15 protein-coding genes are annotated in these 17,519 nt (G+C 69.0%); 5 read left to right on the top strand and 10 right to left on the bottom strand.

Annotated features, from left to right (window positions below; all coding sequences use genetic code 11):
• Nucleotides 1–17 precede the first annotated feature (17 nt).
• Complete coding sequence (leuC, locus tag KAK07_RS10860) at nucleotides 18–1,442, bottom strand: 3-isopropylmalate dehydratase large subunit (protein ID WP_210860665.1); 1,425 nt, start codon at nucleotides 1,440–1,442, stop codon at nucleotides 18–20.
• Between the two features lie 16 nt (nucleotides 1,443–1,458).
• Nucleotides 1,459–2,424, bottom strand: a complete 966-nt coding sequence (locus KAK07_RS10855; RefSeq protein WP_210854510.1) for a LysR family transcriptional regulator — start codon at nucleotides 2,422–2,424, stop codon at nucleotides 1,459–1,461.
• A 240-nt stretch (nucleotides 2,425–2,664) separates the two neighbouring features.
• On the opposite strand from KAK07_RS10855, the gene KAK07_RS10850 reads away from it, so the two are divergent.
• The 5 genes from KAK07_RS10850 to KAK07_RS10830 all read left to right on the top strand — a co-directional run bounded on the left by KAK07_RS10850 (nucleotide 2,665) and on the right by KAK07_RS10830 (nucleotide 6,732).
• Nucleotides 2,665–3,798, top strand: a complete 1,134-nt coding sequence (locus tag KAK07_RS10850) for an MlaE family ABC transporter permease (RefSeq protein ID WP_210860663.1) — start codon at nucleotides 2,665–2,667, stop codon at nucleotides 3,796–3,798.
• Nucleotides 3,798–4,547, top strand: a complete 750-nt coding sequence (locus KAK07_RS10845; RefSeq protein WP_210854508.1) for an ABC transporter ATP-binding protein — start codon at nucleotides 3,798–3,800, stop codon at nucleotides 4,545–4,547. Before KAK07_RS10850 ends, KAK07_RS10845 begins: the two co-directional genes overlap by 1 nt.
• Nucleotides 4,544–5,545, top strand: a complete 1,002-nt coding sequence (locus KAK07_RS10840; RefSeq protein WP_247661149.1) for an MlaD family protein — start codon at nucleotides 4,544–4,546, stop codon at nucleotides 5,543–5,545. Before KAK07_RS10845 ends, KAK07_RS10840 begins: the two co-directional genes overlap by 4 nt.
• A gap of 14 nt (nucleotides 5,546–5,559) precedes the next feature.
• The gene (locus KAK07_RS10835; RefSeq protein WP_210854507.1) at nucleotides 5,560–6,129 is read left to right on the top strand and encodes a PqiC family protein; all 570 of its coding nucleotides are present in this window, start codon (nucleotides 5,560–5,562) and stop codon (nucleotides 6,127–6,129) included.
• A gap of 135 nt (nucleotides 6,130–6,264) precedes the next feature.
• Nucleotides 6,265–6,732, top strand: a complete 468-nt coding sequence (locus KAK07_RS10830) for a CZB domain-containing protein (RefSeq protein WP_210854506.1) — start codon at nucleotides 6,265–6,267, stop codon at nucleotides 6,730–6,732.
• A 40-nt stretch (nucleotides 6,733–6,772) separates the two neighbouring features.
• On the opposite strand, the gene KAK07_RS10825 is transcribed toward KAK07_RS10830, so the two are convergent.
• The 8 genes from KAK07_RS10825 to meaB all read right to left on the bottom strand — a co-directional run bounded on the left by KAK07_RS10825 (nucleotide 6,773) and on the right by meaB (nucleotide 17,502).
• Nucleotides 6,773–9,010 (bottom strand): NADP-dependent isocitrate dehydrogenase, encoded by a 2,238-nt coding sequence (locus KAK07_RS10825; protein ID WP_210860660.1) that lies wholly within the window; start codon nucleotides 9,008–9,010, stop codon nucleotides 6,773–6,775.
• A gap of 217 nt (nucleotides 9,011–9,227) precedes the next feature.
• On the bottom strand, nucleotides 9,228–11,123 hold the full coding sequence (locus KAK07_RS10820; RefSeq protein WP_210860652.1) for a propionate--CoA ligase: 1,896 nt from the start codon (nucleotides 11,121–11,123) through the stop codon (nucleotides 9,228–9,230).
• A gap of 104 nt (nucleotides 11,124–11,227) precedes the next feature.
• On the bottom strand, nucleotides 11,228–11,692 hold the full coding sequence (locus KAK07_RS10815; RefSeq protein WP_210854504.1) for a VOC family protein: 465 nt from the start codon (nucleotides 11,690–11,692) through the stop codon (nucleotides 11,228–11,230).
• Complete coding sequence (gene bioB, locus KAK07_RS10810) at nucleotides 11,689–12,717, bottom strand: biotin synthase BioB (RefSeq protein ID WP_375141223.1); 1,029 nt, start codon at nucleotides 12,715–12,717, stop codon at nucleotides 11,689–11,691. Before bioB ends, KAK07_RS10815 begins: the two co-directional genes overlap by 4 nt.
• A 10-nt stretch (nucleotides 12,718–12,727) precedes the next feature.
• The gene (locus tag KAK07_RS10805; protein WP_210860650.1) at nucleotides 12,728–14,803 is read right to left on the bottom strand and encodes an acetyl-CoA carboxylase biotin carboxylase subunit; all 2,076 of its coding nucleotides are present in this window, start codon (nucleotides 14,801–14,803) and stop codon (nucleotides 12,728–12,730) included.
• Nucleotides 14,796–14,921 (bottom strand): hypothetical protein, encoded by a 126-nt coding sequence (locus KAK07_RS25610; RefSeq protein ID WP_256441078.1) that lies wholly within the window; start codon nucleotides 14,919–14,921, stop codon nucleotides 14,796–14,798. The genes KAK07_RS10805 and KAK07_RS25610 overlap by 8 nt, the downstream gene beginning before the upstream one ends.
• Nucleotides 14,922–14,946: 25 nt before the next feature.
• Nucleotides 14,947–16,479: an acyl-CoA carboxylase subunit beta gene (locus tag KAK07_RS10800; RefSeq protein ID WP_210860649.1), complete on the bottom strand. Its 1,533-nt coding sequence runs from the start codon at nucleotides 16,477–16,479 to the stop codon at nucleotides 14,947–14,949.
• Between the two features lie 24 nt (nucleotides 16,480–16,503).
• Entirely contained in the window at nucleotides 16,504–17,502 is a 999-nt protein-coding gene (meaB, locus tag KAK07_RS10795; protein WP_247664334.1) for a methylmalonyl Co-A mutase-associated GTPase MeaB, read from the bottom strand.
• Nucleotides 17,503–17,519 lie beyond the last annotated feature (17 nt).

The raw sequence follows: 17,519 nt of genomic DNA, 5'->3' as shown, positions 1-17,519 counted from the left end.
GCGGTGGCTCCTTGCGTTCAGGCGATGCGACGGATGTCGACGAAATGGCCGGCCATCGCGGCGGCGGCGGCCATCGCGGGGCTGACCAGGTGGGTGCGGCCGCCGTTGCCCTGGCGGCCCTCGAAGTTGCGGTTGCTGGTGCTGGCGCAGCGCTCGCCGGGCTCCAGCCGGTCGGCGTTCATCGCCAGGCACATGCTGCAGCCGGGCTGGCGCCACTCGAAGCCGGCGGCGGTGAAGACCTTGTCCAGGCCCTCGGCCTCGGCCTGCGCCTTGACCAGGCCCGAGCCCGGCACCACCAGCGCCTGGCGGATGTTGGCGGCAATGCGCCCGCCCACGCGCTGCACCACCGCGGCGGCCTCGCGCATGTCCTCGATGCGGCTGTTGGTGCACGAGCCGATGAAGACCTTGTCGACGCGGATGTCGTTGATCGCCTTGTTGGGCTCCAGGCCCATGTAGCTCAACGCCCGCTCGATCGCAGCCCGCTTCACGCCGTCCTTCTCCTTGTCGGGGTCGGGCACGCGCTCGTCGATCGCCAGCACCATCTCGGGGCTGGTGCCCCAGGTGACCTGCGGCTTGATCTGCGCGGCATCGAGCACCACCACCTTGTCGAAGTGCGCGCCGTCGTCGGAGTGCAGGGTGCGCCAGTGCGCCACCGCCAGTTCCCACTCCACGCCCTGGGGCGCGAAGGGGCGGCCCTTGACGTAGTCGATGGTCTTGTCGTCCACCGCCACCAGGCCGGCGCGGGCGCCCGCCTCGATCGCCATGTTGCACACGGTCATGCGGCCTTCCATGCTCAGCGCGCGGATGGCCGAGCCGCCGAACTCGATCGTGTAGCCGGTGCCGCCGGCGGTGCCGATCCTGCCGATGATCGCCAGCACGATGTCCTTGGCGGTCAGGCCGCGGGCCAGTTCGCCGTCCACCCGCACCAGCATGTTCTTCGCCTTCTTGGCGAGCAGGGTCTGGGTGGCCAGCACGTGCTCGACCTCGGAGGTGCCGATGCCATGCGCCAGCGCGCCGAAGGCGCCATGGGTGGAGGTGTGGCTGTCGCCGCAGACCACCGTCATGCCCGGCAGCGTGGCGCCGTTCTCGGGGCCGACCACGTGGACGATGCCCTGGCGCTTGCTCATGAACGGGAAGTAGGCGGCCGAGCCGAAGGCCCTGATGTTGGCGTCCAGCGTGACCACCTGCTCCTTGGAGATCGGGTCCTTGATGCCGTCCAGGCCCAGCTCCCAGCCGTCGGTGGGCGTGTTGTGGTCGGCGGTGGCCACCACCGAGCTGGTGCGCCAGACCGGCCGGCCGGCCTCGCGCAGGCCTTCGAAGGCCTGCGGGCTGGTGACCTCGTGCACCAGGTGGCGGTCGATGTAGAGCACGGCGGTGCCGTCCTCCTCGGTGTGGACGACGTGTTCGTCCCACAGCTTGTCGTACAGGGTGCGTGCGGTCATGGCAGGCCGGAGAAGGTCAGGAAGGAATCGTCGCGCGGGGTGCGCGCGGGACAGGGATTGTCGGCGATGCGCCGCCGGTCGGCGAGACCAGCGGCACGTCGCGTGTCAGGGCATCGACGAAGCGCTGCACCACGGCCGGCAGCACCTCCTGGTCGCGCGCGGCGATCAGGTAGGTGCGCTGTGACCAGGCATCGAGCAGCGGTCGCACCTCGATCGCGAACAGCCGGGCGAAGCGCTCGGCCACCGCCGCCGGCAACAGGGCCACGCCCAGGCCGGCGTCGACCAGCTGGGCGATGGCGTCGAAGCCGCGCACCTGCAGCCGGGCGTTGAGCGTTCGGCCGCGCTCCAGCGCGCGCTGCAGCATCAGCTCGTGCACCGAGGCGCCGATGTGCAGGCCGACGATGTCGTAGTCCAGCAGCGACTCGAAGGCCAGTGCGCCCGGCTCGGCCGCCAGCGCGTGGCCGCGCGGCAGGATCACCGCCAGCTGGCCGTCGCGGTAGGGCCAAGCGCGCAGGCGCTGGTCGGACAGCGGCTGGGCGAAGATGCCCACATCGGCGCGGCCATCGGCCACCGCGGCCTGGACCTCGGCGCTGGTCAGGTCTTCCAGGCTGATGCGGATCTGCGGATGCTCACGCGAGAAGGCGGCCAGGTCGGCCGGCAGGCACTCGGCAATGGCGCCGGCATTGGCGGCGATGCGCAGGTGGCCCTTGATGCCGCGGCTGAACTCGACCACCTCGCTCTCCAGCGCATGCAGCGAGGCATGCAGGCCGCGGATGTGGCGCACCAGCGCGCGGCCGGCCTCGGTGGGCTCCACGCCGCGCGCGCGGCGAACGAACAGTTGCACGCCCAGGCGGGTCTCCAGGTCCTTCAGGCGCTTGCTGGCGGCGGCCAGCGCCAGATGCTCGCGCTCCGCCGCCCGCGTCAGGTTGCGGGTCTCGGAGATCGCGAGCACCAGGTTCAGCGTGATGAGGTCGAAACGCATCGCAGCACAGGAATGGGGGGCGACCGCTGCATGCACCGTCCCCGGGTGGCCATGGTCAGGCGGCCAGGGATCGGCTGGGAGAGGACCGGTGAGTCCAGCACCAACAGCCGCATCGCTGAACCGGATGTTGCACGAAGGCTCGGGCCGGCGCACACGGGGTTTGACAAGCAAGCATTCGCCCCAGGCGAACGATACACCCACCCGCCAAGGTCGCGCCGCATTGGCCTTACAGTGAGGGTGATGGCTGACTCCGCCGACCGGATTCCCCCGGCCGCCCATTGGCAGGCCGATGGGCCGCTGGCCACCCTGGACCTGCGTGGCGACTGGCGGGCGCCCGAGGCCTCGGCCGCCTGGCCTGGCCTGGGTGGCCTGCCGGCCACGGCGCGGCGGGTGCAGGTGCGCGCTGACGCGCTGCAGGCCTGGGACAGCCGGCTCGCCGCGCGGCTGTGGCAGCTGGGCGCGGACCTGGCCCGGCGCGAGCCTGCGGTGCCGCTGGACCTGGCCGCCCTGCCCAGCGGCCTGCGCGAAGTTTTGTCGCTGGCCAGCGCGTCCAGCGCCGCAGCGCCGGTGCCGCCCGAACCCGGTGTGCTGAGCCGCCTGGGGCTGCTGCTGACGCGCTTCGTCGAACGCGCCACGGTGACCCTGGGTTTCGTCGGCGAGACCCTGATGGCCCTGGGGCGCCTGCTGCGCGGACGCACCGCGATGCGCGGCCAGGACCTGGTGCACCAGCTCTGGGCCACCGGGCCGTCCAGCCTGCCGATCGTCTCGCTGGTCAGCGCCCTGGTCGGGCTGATCATCGCCTACCTGGGCGCGGCGCAGCTGCAGCGCTTCGGCGCCCAGATCTACATGGCCGACCTGGTGACGATCGGCGAGGTGCGCGAGGTGGCCGCGCTGATGACCGCGGTGATCCTGGCCGGCCGGGTGGGCGCGGCCTTCGCGGCGCAGCTGGGCAGCATGCAGGCCAACGAGGAGATCGACGCGCTGCGCACCCTGGGCCTGGACCCGGTGGAGCACCTGGTGCTGCCGCGCACCATCGCGCTGACGCTGATGGCGCCGCTGCTCACGGTGTACGCGGCCGGGGTGGCGATGATCGCGGGCATGTTCGTCGCGGTGGGCATCTTCCGCGTCGAGCCGCTGGAGTACCTGGTGCGCAGCTTCAATGCGCTGAGCCTGGCCCATGTCTCGATCGGCCTGCTCAAGGCCACGGTCTACGGCCTGCTGGTGGCGCTGGCGGGCTGCCGCCAGGGCCTGCACGCCGGCCGCAGCGCCCAGGCGGTGGGTGAGGCCACCACCGCGGCGGTGGTGCAGGCCATCGTCTGGATCGTCGTCGCCGCGTCGGCGCTGACGATCAGCTTCCAGCGCCTGGGGTGGTGATGGACGACGCGCTGGTGCATGTCGAGGACCTGACGCTGGCCTGGGACGGGCGGGTGATCCAGCATGACCTGAACTTCGCGGTGCAGCCCGGCGAAGTGCTGGTGCTGATGGGCGGCAGCGGCTGCGGCAAGAGCACGCTGTTGCGCCACCTGATCGGCCTGCAGGCCCCGGCGCAGGGGCGCATCCGCTACGGCGACATCGACCTGGCCAGTGCCGACGAGGCGCAGCGCGACCTGCTGCGCGAACGCTTTGGCGTGATGTTCCAGGCCGGCGCGCTGTGGAGCTCGATGAGCGTGGGCGAGAACGTGATGCTGCCGCTGCAGGAGCTGACCACGCTGGCGCCGGCCGAGGTGGAGTCCCTGGCCCGCTTCAAGCTGGCCCTGGTGGGCCTGGAGGGCGCCTTCGACGCTGCGCCGGCCGATCTCTCGGGCGGCATGAAGAAGCGCGCTGCCATCGCCCGCGCGATGGCGCTGGACCCGCCCCTGCTGTACCTGGACGAGCCCAGCGCCGGGCTGGACCCGATCACCTCGGCGCGGCTGGATGAGCTGATCCTGCACTTGCGCGATCATCTGGGCACGACGATCGTGATGGTGACCCATGAGCTCGACAGCATCTTCGCGGTCGCCGACCGTGCCCTCTTCCTCGACGCCCAGGAGAAGACCATGACCGCGCTGGACGCGCCCCGCACCCTGTTGCAGCACGGCCCCGAGCCGGTGCGGCGTTTCCTGCAGGGACGGGCCCGGCCATGATCCGCCGCCACGGCAACCCGGCGCTGCTGGGCCTGTTCGTCGTCGGCGCCCTGGTGCTGCTGTTCGCCACCGTGTTCACCGTTGCCGGGGGGCGGCTGTTCGCCACCCGCCAGCAGGTGGTGATGTACTTCAGCGGCAGCATCTACGGCCTGCAGGTGGGCGCGCCGGTGGTCTTCCGCGGTGTGCGCCTGGGCAGCGTCAGTTCGGTGGGCGTGAAGTGGGATGCCGCCGGGCACCATGTCAGCATCCCGGTGGTGGCGGAACTCGACGCCGATGCGCTGCGCAATGTCGGCGGCGGCAGCGCCGATGCCAACCTGCGCGCCACCGTGCAGACCCTGGTGGGCAGCGGCCTGCGGGCCCAGCTGGCGATGCAGAGCATCCTCACCGGTCAGCTCTACATCGACCTGGACTTCCGCCCCGACAAGCCCTCGATGAGCCAGGGCGGCACCGGCCAACCCGAGATTCCCACGGTGGCCACGGTGTTCCAGGAACTGCGCAACCAGATCGACCAGATCGACGTCAAGCGCCTGATCGAGGACATCGGCGCGATCGCCAGCACCACCCGGGCCATGGTCAGTGCGCCCGAGCTGTCGCGTGCACTGAAGGACCTGGACGACATCACCCGCCACCTGGTCAACCTGAGCCAGCGCCTGGACCAGCGCAGCGGGCCGCTGCTCGACCGCGCCGAGGCCACGCTGGACGCCGCCCGCAAGACCACCGAGGACCTGCGCGTGGCGGCCAGCGCCGTCACCGACTCGGCGCGCCGGGTGGGCACCACCTTCCAGCCCGATGGCGCACTGGCCACCAAGCTGCGGGGCGCCGCCGACGAGATGGCCCGCACCGGCGTCGTGCTGCGCGAGTCGGTGGGTACCGACGCGCCGCTGAACCGCGACCTGCAGCGCGCCCTGACCGACCTGGCCAGCGCCGCGCGCTCGCTGCGCGAGCTGGCCGACACCCTGAACCAGCAGCCCGAATCGGTGCTGCGTGGCCGCCAATGAGAAAGCCCGCCGCCATGCGCCTGCGCCTTGCTCCCCTCGCCCTGGCAGCCCTGCTCGCCGCCTGCAGCAGCTCCCCGGCGATCACCTGGTACCAGCTGCGCGCCGAAGCGCCCGGCCCGGTGGCGCCCGCGCGGGCCGACAGCCCGGTCTGGCAATTGCTGGCGGTGCAGTTGCCGGCCTACCTGGACCGTGAATCGGTGCTGCGCCCCAGCGGCCGGTCGGCCCTGAATGCCGTGCCCGCGGCCCGCTGGGCCGAACCGCTGCGCGACGCCGTGCCGCGGCTGCTGCTGGCCGACCTGGCGCGGCTGCGTGGCACCGCCAGCGTCTTTGCCGGCGGCCTGCCGCCGGGCGTCAGCGCGGCACGCCAGCTGCGCGTCGAGATCCAGCGTCTGGATCCCGAGCCCGACGACCAGGCCGTGGTGCTGAGCGCGCGCTGGTGGCTGCAGGACCCGCAGGGCCGGGAGGCGCCGGCGGTGCGCGAGATCAGCCTGCGCGCCACCGCCGCCAGCGCCTCGACCGACGACCTGGTGGCCGCCCAGCGCGAACTGCTGTGGCGCCTGGCCCAGGCCATCGCCCAGGCCTGAACAACGATCCTGGGCACGGCGTGGCGGCCAGGGCACAGCGGGGGCCGCCGCCGTGACGTGCTCACGAAGCCTTGCGCGGGACTGAAGTTCGCTGCGCAATGGCCGATAAGCTGGTCGACTGCCCTGCGCCGACCCATGCTCACCGGACTCTTCACCCGCCTGATCCACCGCTTCGGGACCGCGCCGCCTGCCGAACCGCAGGACGACGCGCTGCATCGCCTGCTCGACCTGCTGGCGGCCCAGGCGGCACACGACCACTGGAAGATCCGCTTCGAGGGCCAGCTCAGCGGCCTGACGGACGCGGGCATGAAGCCCGAGGACATCTGCTTCGACGACCGCTGCGTGCTGGGTCGCTGGCTGCAGAACGACGGCAAGGCCTCGGTGGGCCAGCTGCCGGCCTTTCGCCAGCTGGTGGACAGCCACCGCAGCTTCCACCACGCGGCGTCCAACCTGCTGAGCCTGCAGCGCAGCGGCCGCATCCACGAGATGGAGCGGCTGCAGCGCGGCGCCTACAGCATCAGCGCCAGCGGGGTCGCGCGCTCATTCATGGCGCTGCGGCGGCAGCTGGACCTGCCGCTGACCCAGGCACCGCAGCCCGACTGAGCCTCTCAGCCCAGCGGGCCGCAGCGCCCGCGCACAGCGCTCAGCGGCTCAGCGAGGCCAGCGCCGCGTTGAAGGTGGCGCTGGGGCACATCACCGCGGTCAGCTTGGCGGTGTCGGGCTTGTAGTAGCCGCCGATGTCGGCCGGCTTGCCCTGCACCTCGGCCAGCTCGGCCACGATCTTGGCCTCGTTGTCGGCCAGGGTCTTGGCCAGCGGCGCGAACGTGGCGGCCAGCTCGGCGTCCTCGGTCTGGCCCGCCAGCTCCTGCGCCCAGTACATCGCCAGGTAGAACTGGCTGCCGCGGTTGTCGAGCTCACCGGTCTTGGGGCTGGGCGACTTGCGGTTGTCCAGCAGCTTGCCGGTGGCCGCATCCAGCGTCTTGGCCAGCAGCTTGGCGCGGCTGTTGCCGTTCTTCAGGCCCAGGTCCTCCAGGCTCACCGCCAGCGCCAGGAACTCGCCCAGGCTGTCCCAGCGCAGATGGTTCTCTTCCACCAGCTGCTGCACATGCTTCGGGGCCGAGCCGCCGGCGCCGGTCTCGTACATGCCGCCACCGGCCATCAGCGGCACGATCGACAGCATCTTGGCCGAGGTGCCCAGTTCCATGATGGGGAACAGGTCGGTCAGGTAGTCGCGCAGGATGTTGCCGGTGGCGCTGATCGTGTCCATGCCGCGGATCACGCGCTCCAGCGTGTAGCGCATCGCCCGCACCTGGCTCATGATCTGGATGTCCAGGCCATTGGTGTCGTGCTCGTGCAGGTACATCTTGACCTTGCGGATCAGCTGCGCCTCGTGCGGGCGGTAGCTGTCGAGCCAGAAGACCACCGGCATGCCCGAGTTGCGGGCGCGGTTGACGGCCAGCTTGACCCAGTCGCGGATCGCGGCGTCCTTGACCTGGCACATGCGCCAGATGTCGCCCTCTTCCACGTTCTGGCTCAGCAGCACCTCGCCGGTCTCGAGGTCGGTGATGTTGGCCACACCGTCCTCGGGGATCTCGAAGGTCTTGTCGTGCGAGCCGTATTCCTCGGCCTGCTGGGCCATCAGGCCGACGTTGGGCACCGTGCCCATGGTCTTCGGGTCGAAGGCGCCGTGCCACTTGCAGAAGTTGATCATCTCCTGGTAGATGCGGGCGAAGGTCGATTCGGGCATCACGGCCTTGACGTCCTTCAGGCGGCCGTCGGCGCCGTACATCTTGCCGCCCGAGCGGATCATCGCCGGCATCGAGGCGTCGACGATCACGTCGTTGGGCGAGTGGAAGTTGGTGATGCCCTTGGCCGAGTCCACCATCGCCAGCTCGGGGCGGTGCTCGTGGCAGGCGTGCAGGTCGCGCTTGATCTCGTCGCGCTGCGAGGCCGGCAGCTTCTCGATCTTGGTGTAGAGATCGACCATGCCGTTGTTGACGTTGACGCCCAGCTCCTTGAAGGTCTCGGCGTGCTTGGCGAAGGCCTCGCGGTAGAAGATCTTCACGCAGTGGCCGAAGACGATCGGGTGCGAGACCTTCATCATCGTCGCCTTGACGTGCAGCGAGAACATCACGCCGGTCTTGCGGGCGTCCTCGATCTCCTTCTCGTAGAAGGCCAGCAGGGCCTTCTTGCTCATGAACATGCTGTCGATCACCTCGCGGTCGAGCAGCGAGACCTTGGGCTTGAGCACGATGGTCTTGCCGCTCTTGGTGATCAGCTCCATCTTCACATCGCGCGCGCGGTCCAGCGTCATCGACTTCTCACCGTGGTAGAAGTCGCCGGCGTGCATGTGCGAGACGTGGGTGCGCGAAGCCTGGCTCCACTCGGCCATGCTGTGCGGGTTCTTGCGCGCGTACTCCTTGACGGCGCGCGGCGCGCGGCGGTCGGAGTTGCCTTCGCGCAGCACCGGGTTCACCGCCGAGCCGGTGCACTTCGAGTAGCGCGCCTTGATCGACTGCTCTTCCTCGTTCTTCGGGTTCTCGGGGTAGTCGGGGATCTTGTAGCCCTTGTCCTGCAGTTCCTTGATGGCCGCCTTCAGCTGGGCGATCGAGGCGCTGATGTTGGGCAGCTTGATGATGTTGGCCTCGGGGCGCAGCGTCAGCTTGCCCAGCTCGGCCAGGTTGTCCGGCACGCGCTGCTCTTCGGTCAGGCATTCGGGGAACTGCGCCAGGATGCGGCCGGCCACCGAGATGTCGCTGGTGGCCACGTTGATGCCCGCAGGGGCGGTGAAGGTGCGGATGATCGGCAGGAAGGACCCGGTCGCCAGCAGCGGCGCCTCATCGGTCAGCGTGTAGATGATGGTGGACTTCGGGTCGCTCATCGCTTATCTCCTGGATCAATGTGAATGAATGCTCTGGCCGCGAGGGGGCGTCGCGGACAACCGGGAACGATGCGGCATTTTGCTTTCGAGGGTCTGACCCTGGCCCCGGTTTTTGCATTGATATTTCATGATGCAAAAAATGGCCCGGATTTTTTGGCGGCCCCAAAGACAAGGCCGCCCCGAGGGGCGGCCTGGCCAGGGAGGGTGGCGCGGCGGATCAGCGTGCGACCAGGTCCTTGACCTGCTGCAGCGCGGCCGGGTCTTCCATCGTCGTCAGGTCGCCCGGATCGCGGCCCTCGCAGACCGCCTGGATCGCGCGGCGCAGCAGCTTGCCCGAGCGGGTCTTGGGCAGCACGCTGACGAAGCGCACCCGGGCCGGACGGGCCACGGCGCCGAGCTGCTCGTCCACCACCTTCATGATCGCGCCTTCGAGCTTCAGCGCGTCGGCGTCCGAGGCGGCCTGGCTGGGGTCCTTCAGCACCGCGAAGGCCACGGCCACCTGGCCCTTGAGCTGGTCGGCCACACCCACCACCGCCACTTCGGCGACGTTCGGGTGGCTGGAGATGCTCTCCTCGATCTCGCGCGTGCCCAGGCGGTGGCCGGCCACGTTGATCACGTCGTCGGTGCGGCCCAGGATGAAGAAGTAGCCGTCCTCGTCCTTGATGCCCCAGTCGAAGGTGCTGTACATGACCTTGTTGTGGATGCTGGACCAGTAGGTCTTGACGTAGCGTTCGTCGTCACCCCACACGGTCTGCAGGCAGCCCGGGGGCAGCGGGCCTTCCACCGCGATCACGCCCTTCTTGCCGGGCTCGGTGATCTCCTCGGCGGTGGTCTCGTCGATCAACTTGACGTCGTAGCCGTACACCGCCTTGCCCGGCGAGCCGAACTTGGTGGGGGCCTTCTCGACACCGTTGCAGATGGCCATGATCGGCCAGCCGGTCTCGGTCTGCCAGTAGTTGTCGATGATCGGCTTGTTGATCGCGCCGGCGATCCAGGTGGCGGTGGGCTCGTCCAGCGGCTCGCCGGCCAGGAACAGCGCCTTCAGGCTGGACAGGTCGTACTTGGTCAGGAAGGCCGGGTCCTGCTTCTTCAGCACGCGCGCGGCGGTGGGCGCCGAGAACATCACCGAGACCTTGTACTTCTCCACCAGGCTCCACCAGATGCCCGCGTCGGGGCGGATCGGCAGGCCCTCGTACATGATCGTGGCCATGCCGTTGATCAGCGGGCCGTAAATGATGTAGCTGTGGCCCACCACCCAGCCGATGTCGGAGGTGGAGAAGTAGGTCTCGCCCGGGTTGCCCATGTAGATGTGCTTCATCGACGCGGCGAGCGCGACGGTGTAGCCGCCGGTGTCGCGTTGCACGCCCTTGGGCTTGCCGGTGGTACCGCTGGTGTAGAGGATGTAGCTGGGGTGGGTGGAGTCCACCCACTCGCAGGGCACCTGGGCGTCCATGTTGGCGGCGCGCAGGCTGGCGTAGTCCTCGTCGCGGCCGGCGACCCGGGCGAACTCGGCCAGGCCGCGGTTGACCATCAGCACCTTGGCCGGCTTGTGCGCGGCCAGGTTGATCGCCTCGTCCAGCAGGTGCTTGTAGGGCACCGACTTGCCGCCGCGCATGCCGGCGTCGGCGCTGATGATGGCCACCGGCTTGGCGTCATCGATGCGGCTGGCCAGCGAATGGCTGGCGAAGCCGCCGAAGACCACCGAGTGGATCGCGCCGATGCGCACGCAGGCCAGCATCGCGAAGCAGGCCTCGGCGATCATCGGCATGTAGATCAGCACGCGGTCGCCCTTGCCCACACCCAGCCCCTGGAGGATGGCCGCCATGCGGTTGACCTCGGTGTGCAGTTCGCGGAAGGAGTAGGCCTTCTCGGTGTCGGTCTCGGTGGAGACGAAGATCAGCGCGTTCTGGTCCGGCCGCGTCGCCAGGTGGCGATCGACCGCGTTGTGGCACAGGTTGGTCTGGCCACCGGCGAACCACTTGGCGAACGGCGGGTTGCTGTAGTCGCAGACCTGGTCGAAGGGCCGGTGCCAGTCGACCAGCGCGGCCTGTTCGCGCCAGAAGCCGTCGCGGTCGGTGATGGAGCGGCGGTGGAACTCTGCGTAGCTGGTCATGAATGTCTCCTCGGGGCCGTGTTCGGAGCCCGGCCACAGCGCCGAGCGTCAATCCGGAATTGCAGCGCCACAGCCTGACGCTGCACTGTCAAAAACAATGCATTTCAGCCCAGCGCCGCCACCACTTCAGGGGGGGCTTGCACCAGCTCAATCAGCACGCCCTCGCCCCCCACCGGGAACTCGTCGTTGCCCTTGGGGTGGATGAAGCAGATGTCGAAGCCCGCGGCGCCTTTGCGGATGCCCCCGGGGGCAAAGCGCACGCCGTTGGCGCTCATCCATTCCACCGCCTTGGGCAGGTCATCCACCCACAGGCCGACATGGTTCAGCGGCGTGGCATGCACCGCCGGCTTCTTGTCGGGGTCCAGCGGCTGCATCAGGTCGACCTCCACCGCGGTCGGGCCGCTGCCCAGCGCGCAGATGTCCTCGTCGACGTTCTCGCGTTCGCTGACAAAGGTGCTCTTGACCTGCAGTCCCAGCATGTCCACCCACAGGCTCTTGAGCTTGTCCTTGCTGGGGCCGCCGATGGCGATCTGCTGGATGCCGAGGATCCTGAAAGGCTTGGTGCTCATCGCGTGGTGTCCTGGGAAGCGTTGGAGAGTTCGGCGCTGATCGGCAGGTCCAGCCGGGCCAGCAGGCGGCGGTCCTGCTCGGCATCGGGGTTGCCGGTGACCAGCAGCTTGTCGCCGTAGAAGATGGAATTGGCGCCGGCCATGAAGCACAGCGCCTGCACGCCCTCGTCCAGACCGCGCCGGCCGGCCGACAGGCGCACCCGCGAGGCGGGCATCGTGATGCGGGCGGCGGCGATCACGCGCACCACCTCGAAGGGATCGACCGGCTCGGCGTCGGCCAGCGGCGTGCCCTCGATGCGCACCAGCTGGTTGACCGGCACAGAATCCGGCGCCGGGTCCAGGCTGGCCAGCTCGGCGATCAGGCCGGCACGCTGCAGCCGGGTCTCGCCCATGCCGACGATGCCGCCGCAGCACACCTTGATGCCGGCCTCGCGCACATGCTCCAGCGTGCGCAGCCGGTCTTCGTAGACGCGGGTGTGGATGATGTCGCCGTAGAAGTCGGGCGCGCTGTCGAGGTTGTGGTTGTAGTAGTCCAGGCCCGCATCACGCAGCATCACGGCCTGGTGCGGCTCGAGCATGCCCAGCGTCGCGCAGGTCTGCAGACCCAGGTCCTTGACGCCCTGGACCAGCTCGGCCACTTTCTCGACGTCGCGGTCCTTGGGCGCGCGCCAGGCGGCCCCCATGCAGAAGCGCGAGGCGCCGGCCCTCTTGGCGGCGCGCGCCGCGCCCAGCACCGCCTCGACGTCCATCAGCTTGCCCGCCTCGACGCCGGTGTCGTGGTGGGCGCTCTGCGGGCAGTAGGCGCAGTCCTCGGGGCAGCCGCCGGTCTTCACCGACAGCAGCGAGGCCAGCTCGATGTCGCCGGCCGGGAAATGCTGGCGATGCACCTCGTGGGCCTGGTGGACCAGGGCCATGAAGGGCTGCTGCATCAGCGCCAGCACGGCCTCGGCCGTCCAGCGGGCGGTGCGGGGCGCCGGACGGCGCAGCAGCTGGATCGGCGCCTCGGGTGCGTCGGTCTGGATCACTGGTCAGACCTCACTCGAAGGCAATGATCGGCTGGTCCACGGACAGGCTCTCGCCCTTGCTGGCGCGCACTTCCTTGACCACCCCGTCCTGCGCGGCGACCAGGATGTTCTCCATCTTCATCGCCTCGATGACCGCCAGCTTCTCGCCGGCCAGCACCTTCTGGCCCACGCTGACGGCCACATCCACCAGCAGCCCCGGCATCGGCGACAGCAGGAACTTCGACAGGTCGGGCGGTGCCTTGTAGGGCATCAGCTTGTGCAGCTCGGCCGCACGCGGCAGCAGCACCAGCGCGTCGATGGCGGTGCCGTTGTGGGCGATGCGCATCGACAGCGGCCGCTTGGCCGAACCGCGTTCCACCTGGGCGCTGAAGGGCTGGCCGTTGACCGTGCCGATCATCAGCACCTCACCCAGCTTGGTGTGGCTCTGGATGGCGTAGGTCTTGCCGCCCACCGTGACATCGGCACGGCCGCTGGCCGGATCGAACTCGCCCAGCGTGACGTCGTGGTAGACGTGCTGGCCCTCGGCGCCGAGTTGCACCACCACCAGCTCGTTCTTGTGCGCCACTTCGTGGCCCGGCAGCTGACCGCTGATGCCGGCCGCGCGCTCGCGCGCCTTGCGACGCACGAAGGCGGCGATCGCCACCAGGAACAGCGGGTCGTCGTGGGGCACGTCCTCAGCGCGGAAGCCCTTGGCGTAGTGCTCGGCGATGAAGCCGGTGTTGAACTGGCCGGTGACGAACTTCGGATGCGCCAGCAGCGCCGCCTGGAAGGGGATGTTGCTGCTGATGCCGCGGATCACGAAGGCGTTGAGCGCAGCGCGCATCTTGGCGATCGCGTCGTTGCGGTCCCGGCCGTGCACGATGAGCTTGGCGATCATCGAGTCATAGAACATCGGGATCTCGCCGCCTTCATAGACGCCGGTGTCCACGCGCACGCCACCGAAGCGGCCGTTGGCATAGGCGGCGCCTTGCAGCGTCTCGGTGCCCTGCTCCAGATCCGCGGCCGGCGGCTGGTACTTCACCAGGCGGCCGGTGGACGGCAGGAAGTTGCGGAACGGGTCCTCCGCGTTGATGCGGCACTCGATGGCCCAGCCCTCGCGCTGGATGTCGGCCTGGCCGAAGGACAGCTTCTCGCCGGCCGCCACGCGGATCATCTGCTCCACCAGGTCCAGGCCGGTGATGCACTCGGTGACCGGGTGCTCCACCTGCAGGCGGGTGTTCATCTCCAGGAAGTAGAAGTCCTGGTCCTTGCCGACCACGAACTCCACCGTGCCGGCGCTCTGGTACTTCACCGCCTTGGCCAGCGCCACGGCCTGCTCGCCCATGGCCTTGCGCGTGGCATCAGAGATGAAGGGGCTGGGCGCCTCCTCGATCACCTTCTGGTGGCGGCGCTGGATCGAGCACTCGCGCTCGTTGAGGTAGACCACGTTGCCGTGGCTGTCGCCCAGCACCTGGATCTCGATGTGGCGCGGCTCGAGCACGTACTTCTCGATGAAGACTCGGTCGTCGCCGAAGCTGTTGCGTGCCTCGTTGCGGCACGAGGAGAAGCCCTCGAAGGCCTCCTTGTCGTTGAAGGCCACGCGCAGGCCCTTGCCGCCGCCGCCGGCCGAGGCCTTGATCATCACCGGGTAGCCGATGCCCTTGGCGATCTCCACCGCCTGCTCGGGCGTGTCAATCGCGTCGTTGTAGCCCGGGATGGTGTTGACCTTGGCTTCGTTGGCCAGCTTCTTGGAGGCGATCTTGTCGCCCATGGCCGCGATGCTGAAGTGGCGCGGGCCGATGAAGGCAATGCCCTCGTCCTCGCAGCGCTTGGCGAAGGCCTCGTTCTCGGACAGGAAGCCGTAGCCCGGGTGGATGGCCTCGGCGCCAGTGGACTTGGCCGCCGCGATGATCTTGTCGGCCACCAGGTAGGACTCGCGCGAGGGCGCCGGGCCCAGCAGCACGGCCTCGTCGGCCAGCTCCACATGGCGTGCGTCCTTGTCGGCCTCGGAATAGACGGCGACCGTCTGGATGCCCATCTTCTGGGCGGTCTTGATGACGCGGCAGGCGATTTCCCCGCGGTTGGCAATGAGGATCTTCTTAAACATGGTGGGTCTCCGCGGGGAACTCGCCTGCGTGCGCTTCGCGCACCCGGCAATTTGGCTTCGCCGAAACGGCCTTGCGGCCGTTTTCGCCGCGGTTCGCAATCAGGATCTTCTTGAACATGCTTTTTTCTCCGCGCGGCCTGAACTCAAAGAGGGATGTTTCCGTGCTTGCGCCACGGGTTTTCCAGCTTCTTCTCGCGCAGCATCACCAGCGAGCGGCAGATGCGCTTGCGCGTCTCGTGCGGCTGGATCACGTCGTCGATGAAGCCGCGCGCGCCCGCCACGAAGGGGTTGGCGAAGCGGGCCTTGTATTCGGCCTCCTTGGCCGCGAGCTTCTCGGGGTCGCCCTTGTCCTCGCGGAAGATGATCTCCACCGCGCCCTTGGCGCCCATCACCGCGATCTCGGCGTTGGGCCAGGCGAAGTTCACATCGCCACGCAGGTGCTTGGAGGCCATCACGTCATAGGCGCCGCCATAGGCCTTGCGGGTGATCACGGTGATCTTGGGCACGGTGCACTCGGCGTAGGCATAGAGCAGCTTGGCGCCGTGCTTGATGATGCCGCCGTACTCCTGGCTGGTGCCGGGCATGAAGCCGGGCACATCCACGAAGGTGACCACCGGGATGTTGAAGGCGTCGCAGAAGCGCACGAAGCGCGCGGCCTTGATGCTGCTCTTGATGTCCAGGCAGCCGGCCAGCACCAGCGGGTTGTTGGCAACGATGCCCACGGTCTGGCCCTCCATGCGGGCCATGCCGATGACGATGTTGGCGGCGTAGTCGGGCTGCAGCTCGAAGAAGTCGCCGTCGTCGACCGTCTTGACGATCAGCTCCTTGATGTCATACGGCTTGTTCGGGTTGTCCGGCACCAGGGTGTCGAGCGAGTAGTCCAGGCGGCTGGCCGAATCACCGCTGGGGCGCACCGGCGGCTTCTCGCGGTTGTTCAGCGGCAGGTAGTTGAAGAAGCGGCGCAGCATCAGCAGCGCTTCCACGTCGTTGTCGAAGGCCAGGTCGGCCACACCGCTCTTGGTGGTGTGGGTGCTGGCGCCGCCCAGTTCCTCGGCGGTGACCTCCTCGTGCGTCACGGTCTTCACCACCTCGGGGCCGGTGACGAACATGTAGGAGCTGTCCTTCACCATGAAGATGAAGTCGGTCATCGACGGCGAGTACACCGCGCCACCGGCACACGGGCCCATGATCATGCTGATCTGCGGGATCACGCCCGAGGCCATCACGTTCTTCTGGAACACGTCGGCATAGCCGCCCAGTGAGGCCACGCCTTCCTGGATGCGGGCGCCGCCCGAGTCGTTCAGGCCGATCACCGGCGCCCCCACCTTCATCGCCTGGTCCATGACCTTGCAGATCTTCTCGGCGTGGGTTTCGCTCAGCGCGCCGCCGAACACCGTGAAGTCCTGGCTGAAGGCGAACGCCAGACGGCCGTTGATCATGCCGTAGCCGGTGACCACGCCGTCGCCGGGGATCTTGGTGTCGGCCATGCCGAAGTCGACGCAGCGGTGCTCGACGAACATGTCCCATTCCTCGAACGTGCCCTCGTCGAACAGCAGTTCCAGGCGCTCGCGCGCGGTGAGCTTGCCCTTCTTGTGCTGGGCGTCGATGCGTTTGTGCCCGCCGCCCAGCCGGGCCTTGGCGCGCTTTTCTTCGAGCATCTGCTGGATGTCATGCATGGGAGTGGCTCCTCGGTCTTGCCTTCAGGTCAACTTGAACAGGTCCAGCAGGCGGCGCGCCGCCACACTGGCGGCCACGCGTCCCTGGCGGACGGATTGGGTGGTGGTGGCCAGCGCCTCGCGCACCGCGGGGTGCTGGTGGAAACGCTCACGCAGGCCCGATTCAATGCGCTCCCACATCCAGGCCTCGTCCTGGGCGTGGCGGCGCGCGGCCAGCCGGCCGCTGGCGGTCTGCAGTTCGCGGTAGCGCTGGACGGTCTGCCAGAACTCGGCGATGCCGGTAGACTTCAGCGCGCTCATCTGCAGCACCGTGGGCTGCCACAGCGCGGTGTCGTGCGCCGCATGATCCGGATGCCCATGGTGGCCGTAGATGCGCAGCGAACTGGTGATCTGGGCGCGGGCGCGGGTGGCGGCGTGCTCATCGATGTCGGCCTTGTTGATGACCACCAGGTCGGCCAGCTCCATCACGCCCTTCTTGATCGCCTGCAACTCGTCGCCGGCATTGGGCAGTTGCAGCAGGCAGAACATGTCGGTCATGCCGTGCACCGCGGTCTCGCTCTGGCCCACGCCCACGGTCTCGACGATCACCACGTCGAAGCCGGCGGCCTCGCAGACCAGCATCGCCTCGCGGGTGCGCTCGGCCACGCCGCCCAGGTTGCCGCTGCTGGGGCTGGGGCGGATGTAGGCGGCCTCCTGCACGCTCAACTGCTCCATGCGGGTCTTGTCGCCCAGGATGGAGCCGCCCGAGACGCTGCTGGACGGATCGATCGCCAGCACCGCCACGCGGTGGCCCTGGGCGATCAGGTGCAGGCCCAGCGCCTCGATGAAGGTGCTCTTGCCCACGCCCGGCACGCCCGAGATGCCCAGGCGCAGCGAACGCCCGCTGTGCGGCAGCAGCGCGTTGAGCAGCGCGTCGGCACGCAGGCGGTGGTCGGCGCGGGTGCTTTCGAGCAGCGTGATGGTCTTGGCGATCGCACGGCGGCGCGGCGCATCCTCACCGGCGGTGACCTGCGCCAGCAGCATGGCGTCGGGCGGCGGGA

Origin of the sequence: Ideonella alba, assembly GCF_018069875.1 — a bacterium.
Lineage (GTDB): Bacteria > Pseudomonadota > Gammaproteobacteria > Burkholderiales > Burkholderiaceae_C > Ideonella > Ideonella alba.
This window is presented reverse-complemented; position numbering and strand designations above follow the sequence as displayed.

What these genes read in the sequence shown, in the direction of transcription:
- leuC (WP_210860665.1), bottom strand. Translation starts at nt 1,442, where the DNA reads ATGACCGCACGCACCCTGTACGACAAGCTGTGGGACGAACACGTCGTC.
- KAK07_RS10855 (WP_210854510.1), bottom strand. Translation starts at nt 2,424, where the DNA reads ATGCGTTTCGACCTCATCACGCTGAACCTGGTGCTCGCGATCTCCGAG.
- KAK07_RS10850 (WP_210860663.1), top strand. Translation starts at nt 2,665, where the DNA reads ATGGCTGACTCCGCCGACCGGATTCCCCCGGCCGCCCATTGGCAGGCC.
- KAK07_RS10845 (WP_210854508.1), top strand. Translation starts at nt 3,798, where the DNA reads ATGGACGACGCGCTGGTGCATGTCGAGGACCTGACGCTGGCCTGGGAC.
- KAK07_RS10840 (WP_247661149.1), top strand. Translation starts at nt 4,544, where the DNA reads ATGATCCGCCGCCACGGCAACCCGGCGCTGCTGGGCCTGTTCGTCGTC.
- KAK07_RS10835 (WP_210854507.1), top strand. Translation starts at nt 5,560, where the DNA reads ATGCGCCTGCGCCTTGCTCCCCTCGCCCTGGCAGCCCTGCTCGCCGCC.
- KAK07_RS10830 (WP_210854506.1), top strand. Translation starts at nt 6,265, where the DNA reads ATGCTCACCGGACTCTTCACCCGCCTGATCCACCGCTTCGGGACCGCG.
- KAK07_RS10825 (WP_210860660.1), bottom strand. Translation starts at nt 9,010, where the DNA reads ATGAGCGACCCGAAGTCCACCATCATCTACACGCTGACCGATGAGGCG.
- KAK07_RS10820 (WP_210860652.1), bottom strand. Translation starts at nt 11,123, where the DNA reads ATGACCAGCTACGCAGAGTTCCACCGCCGCTCCATCACCGACCGCGAC.
- KAK07_RS10815 (WP_210854504.1), bottom strand. Translation starts at nt 11,692, where the DNA reads ATGAGCACCAAGCCTTTCAGGATCCTCGGCATCCAGCAGATCGCCATC.
- KAK07_RS10805 (WP_210860650.1), bottom strand. Translation starts at nt 14,803, where the DNA reads ATGTTTAAGAAGATCCTCATTGCCAACCGCGGGGAAATCGCCTGCCGC.
- KAK07_RS25610 (WP_256441078.1), bottom strand. Translation starts at nt 14,921, where the DNA reads ATGTTCAAGAAGATCCTGATTGCGAACCGCGGCGAAAACGGCCGCAAG.
- KAK07_RS10800 (WP_210860649.1), bottom strand. Translation starts at nt 16,479, where the DNA reads ATGCATGACATCCAGCAGATGCTCGAAGAAAAGCGCGCCAAGGCCCGG.
- meaB (WP_247664334.1), bottom strand. Translation starts at nt 17,502, where the DNA reads ATGCTGCTGGCGCAGGTCACCGCCGGTGAGGATGCGCCGCGCCGCCGT.